Annotated in this window: 5 protein-coding genes and 1 tRNA gene; 1 reads left to right on the top strand and 5 read right to left on the bottom strand. The window is 61.4% G+C overall.

Going from position 1 to position 4460, the window contains the following annotated elements; translation table 11 throughout:
- Positions 1-171: 171 nt before the first annotated feature.
- From AC2FL1_RS23230 to mscL, 3 genes are all read right to left on the bottom strand, one after another.
- A tRNA-Met gene (locus tag AC2FL1_RS23230) sits at positions 172-248 on the bottom strand.
- 161 nt (positions 249-409) lie between these two features.
- Positions 410-1216, bottom strand: a complete 807-nt coding sequence (locus AC2FL1_RS23235) for a mechanosensitive ion channel family protein (RefSeq protein ID WP_496826766.1) — start codon at positions 1214-1216, stop codon at positions 410-412.
- Between the two features lie 89 nt (positions 1217-1305).
- Positions 1306-1737: a large conductance mechanosensitive channel protein MscL gene (gene mscL, locus AC2FL1_RS23240; protein ID WP_496878499.1), complete on the bottom strand. Its 432-nt coding sequence runs from the start codon at positions 1735-1737 to the stop codon at positions 1306-1308.
- Positions 1738-2017: 280 nt separating this feature from the next.
- Between mscL and AC2FL1_RS23245 the strand changes: the two genes are divergently transcribed.
- Positions 2018-2719 carry a glutathione S-transferase family protein gene (locus tag AC2FL1_RS23245; protein ID WP_496878500.1) on the top strand — a complete coding sequence of 234 codons (702 nt, stop codon included), beginning with the start codon at positions 2018-2020 and terminating at the stop codon, positions 2717-2719.
- Positions 2720-2725: 6 nt separating this feature from the next.
- Here the strand turns inward: AC2FL1_RS23245 and AC2FL1_RS23250 are convergent, their stop codons facing one another.
- Together AC2FL1_RS23250 and AC2FL1_RS23255 are read right to left on the bottom strand one after the other, a co-directional pair.
- Positions 2726-3883 carry an MFS transporter gene (locus AC2FL1_RS23250; RefSeq protein WP_496826761.1) on the bottom strand — a complete coding sequence of 386 codons (1158 nt, stop codon included), beginning with the start codon at positions 3881-3883 and terminating at the stop codon, positions 2726-2728.
- Positions 3884-3956: 73 nt separating this feature from the next.
- The gene (locus AC2FL1_RS23255) at positions 3957-4406 is read right to left on the bottom strand and encodes a YtoQ family protein (protein WP_496878501.1); all 450 of its coding nucleotides are present in this window, start codon (positions 4404-4406) and stop codon (positions 3957-3959) included.
- Positions 4407-4460: the final 54 nt, after the last annotated feature.

The following is a 4460-nucleotide window of genomic DNA, read 5'->3' on the forward strand; positions in this document are numbered from 1 at the left end:
GCGCACAAGGGTGACAAACAGAAAAGGCCGCTCCCCCGGAGCGGCCTTTTTCATGTCCACAAACGATCCGACACCCGAGATTATTCGACGAATAATCTCGCAGCCCGCCACCGATCAGGGCTGCGGTCGACCGGCGGTCTGCTTCATATGTGGGAAAACTCAGTGGAAGAGTGGTAGCGTGAGGCGGACTTGAACCGCCGACCCCAGCATTATGAGTGCTGTGCTCTAACCAACTGAGCTATCACGCCGCAACCACGCGCGGTGACTACCTAAGCCCTGCGACGGTGTCAAACGGAATCCAGACCTTTGGTGCCAATTTTTTCTTTGGCAGAAAAGGGGGAGGGGGCTCTGCCCCCGTCGCCGCAAGCGGCGACTCCCCCGGAGTATTTCTGGCGAAATGAAGAGCGGTTCATGCGCTCTTTTGAATCTCGACACTGTGCGGATAGGGGATCGAGATACCTCCGGCATCGAAGGCTTCCTTGACCTCGCGGGTCAGCGCGAACTTCAGCTCCCAATAGTCCTCGGCCTTGCACCACAGGCGTGCGGTCAGATCGACCGAGCTGTCGCCCAGATTGGTGACCCGGACCCAGGGGGCGGGATCGGCCAGAACACGGTTGTCTGCCCGGGCGGTTCTTTCGACAATCTCCATCGCTTTTCCCGCATCGTCGCCATAGTCGATGCCGAATGTCAGGTCGACGCGGCGGGTGTCATGCGCCGAGTAGTTGGTGATGATCGCACCCCAGGCCTGGCCGTTGGGGATAATTATCTGGACATTGTCCGGTGTCACCAACTCGGTGGTGAAGAGGTTGAGATCACGCACGGTTCCCGAGGTTCCGCCGATATCGACGAATTGACCGAGCTTGTAGGGCCGGAACACCACCAGCATTACCCCCGCTGCCAGGTCGCTGAGCGTCCCCTGCAATGCGAGGCCGATGGCCAGCGAGGCGGCGCCCAATACGGCGACGATACTGGTTGCCTCGATCCCGAAGATGCCCAGAACGGCGACCAGGACCATGGCGAGGATCGCCCATCTCACGAGGCTGGCAGTGAAGTTGCCGAGTGTCGGGTCGATTTGCGGGGTCGCGTTGATGCGCCGGCGGACCAGGCCGGCGATCATACCGGCAACGGTCCAACCCAGGATCAGCACAACCAGCGCTTTGCCCGCGCTTACGATGAGCGGCCAGATGACATCGGCCTGGTTCAGATAGTCCTGCATGGTCTTGTTTGCTCCTGTTGATGCGGGTTGCCTTGAATGAATGAACCGCACCTGGGGTTCCGGAGCGGTCGAAACGACAAGCGTGCTGCTCAGCGTTGCAGCGAGTCGCGGATTTCCAGCAACACGTCAAGTTCCGACGGGCCTGCGGGCGCGGCTAGCTCGGCGGCGGCCTCGTCCCTGGCGGCGGACTCCTTGGCGCGATTAACCGCCTTTACCAGCATGAACACCACCCAGGCGATGATCAGGAAGTTGAACACCGCCATGATGAAGGCTCCATAGGCAAAGACCGAGGCTCCGGCCTCGCGGGCGGCAGACAGCGTGTCAAATGTAGTGCCATCGCCACCAAGGACGACGAAATTGTTGGTAAAGTCGACGCCACCGGTAAACAGCCCGACAATGGGATTGATCAGGTCGTCGACCAGCGATTTCACGATCGCGGTAAAGGCTGCGCCGATGATGATCCCGACCGCCATGTCCATGACATTTCCCTTGGCGACGAAGGCCTTGAACTCTTTTAGCATGGTCAGTTCCGTGTCTGAATTTGAACCGTTGTTGTCTTCCCAGACTTTGTGGCCGGTCCGGCATAGGGTCAGAAATAGCAGGGTGCAGGGTATCCGCACGGGGAAAAATAACGCGGAAATACGCGTTTTTGCAGCTGTCTCGGCTTGACCCGGCATACAGACGTCGGTCAAGGCCTGTTCGCTTCTACACAGCCAGTTGGTCAGGGGCGCACAATGCGACCTCTTCTTTCGCCCGGCAGGCAGCATAGGTCGTGTTCGAAACCAAAACTGGAGACACGCCATGTTTGATCTTGCAGAATTCCCTATCAGCCGCCGCTGGCCCGCTGCAAACCCCGATATCCTGCAACTCTATTCCTTTCCCACGCCAAACGGGGTCAAGGTTTCGATCCTGCTGGAGGAGCTGGGCCTGCCCTATGAGGCACATACCGTCACGCTGTCGGACGCGGATGTAAAAAGCCCCGAATTCCTGTCTTTGAACCCCAACAACAAGATCCCCGCGATCATCGACCCGGACGGGCCGGACGGTCAGCCGCTGACGCTGTTCGAAAGCGGGGCGATCCTGCTGTATCTGGCGGAGAAGTCCGGGCGTTTCATCGGTGAGACCGCCGCTGACAAGGCACGCGTCGTGCAATGGCTGATGTTCCAGATGGGTGGGGTCGGGCCGATGTTCGGCCAGCTCGGGTTCTTTTACAAGTTTGCCGGAGCCGAGATCGAGGATCCGCGCCCGCGTGATCGCTATATTGCCGAGGCGCGGCGGATTCTGGCGGTGCTGGACGGGCAGCTGGCGACGCGGGACTGGATCGCGGGCGACTACTCGATCGCGGATATCGCTATCGCCCCATGGCTGCGTGGGCTCGATTATTACGGCGCGCGCGAGGTTCTGGGCTGGGACGGGTTCCCCAATGTTGTCGCCTATCTTGACCGGTTCCTGGCCCGGCCTGCGGTGCAGCGCGGGCTGACGATCCCGGCGCGCGAGGGATGATCCCCCTCAGACCCGGCGCGACAGGGGTAGAAAGACAAATACGCCCAGCATCGTTAGCACGATGACAAAGGCGGCAAATTCGAAAGCGGCGGACACTGTTCCGGCGCTTTCGGCCCATTTACCGCCCAGACCGGGCAGGATCGCGAAACAGGCGTAATAGACAGTGTAGAACAGGCCCATGCCGATGGCCCGTTGCTCGGGTTTCAGAACGCGGGCGGGCAAGCTGATTAATCCCGCAACCGGGACGCCCGACAAGAGACCGATCAAGGCCATGGTGATCAGCATCGGCGGGACGCGGGGAAACAGGAACAGGGCGAGGCCAAAGAGACCAAGGCCGGTCAACAGCACCGTCGCGGGCCGTCCGGTGCGATCCGTCAGCCAGCCGCCAAATGTGCCGGTAGCGACGACGGTCCAGGACACGATGCTGATCGACAGGCCCGCCAGCTCCAGTGGCATCCCCCGGTCGACAAGCGATGTGGGACCAAAGGACAGCAAGGCGGCGAGGCTGGCGTTGAACGCGCCCCACGAGAACCCGGCAACAAGCACCGCGCCAAGAATAGCACCCTGCGGCACGGCCCGGGCAGGCGTACCCGTGGTGACGGGTGCTGTTTCGGGGCGGCGATAGAACAGGAAAAAGGCCACCAGGGCCGTCGCGATCAGGCCGGTTTCGACCGCGAACGGCAGGGCGACGCCACCCTGGGCCGCCAGCCACGGCTGTACCACAAGCGACAGGCCGATACCGGCAGGCCAGGAGTTGATGAAGATCACCATGGCGGTTGCGATCTGACGATTGGCAAACCAGTCGAGCACCAGCTTGCTCATCAGGACGTTCATCAGGATGCCGCCGATACCGGCCATCAACCGGGCGGCGCTGAACACGCTCAACGGCGGTTGCAGCGCCATGATCAACGACCCCGCCGTCATCAGCGCCAGCCCGAAGAGGATCACCCTTTCATCACCGAACCGGCGGGCGATGCCGCCGCCCGGCAGGGCGACCACCACCCCCGGCAGGAAATAGAGCCCCACGATCCAGCCGAGCCCGGCGATATCCAAGGTATAGGTATCAGACAGCACCGGACCGATGCCGCCGATGGTCGCGAACTGAAAGGCCATGGTGCAGCGCACCAGAAACAGCAGGACAAGAATACGCCAGTGCAACGCCATCGTTCCCCCTCCGACAGCAAATGCGACCAGCATCAGTATAATCCGTTGTCCGTCAACGCAAATCGCGTACCGGTCAGCCGGGCAAGGCCCCAGTCAGCACATAGCGCAGGACGGCGACCACCTGCGCGGGTGTTTCGGCAACCGCAAGGGCGGCGGCGTGTACCTCTTTCAGGGCATGTTGGTGTTCGGGTGGGCTGAGCACGATGATCGACTTGCCCAGTGCGGCGGCATAGCCCGCGTCGAAGGCGGCATTCCACTGCTTGTACTTGTCGCCAAAGCGGACCACGACAACATCCGCATCGGATATGCCCTTGCGGGTGCGGATTGCGTTTACCATGGCGCCCTTGTGGTCGTGCCAATACTTGTCCGACTCGGCGCCCAGGATCGCCACACCACAATCGTCGCTGGCGGCATGGTCGGTGACCGGGCCTGAGAAGCGCACGTCAAGCTCCTTTGAACTGGCAACGATCTGCTCGCGCCAATCGGTGTGGATCTCTCCCGACAGATAGACGTTCAGGGTCATACGGCTTTCCTTGCTTTGTTCCGGGTGGAGCCTAGGGCGCAGGGTGGCGTGGAA

The organism is Ruegeria sp. YKSF070, from assembly GCF_059612725.1.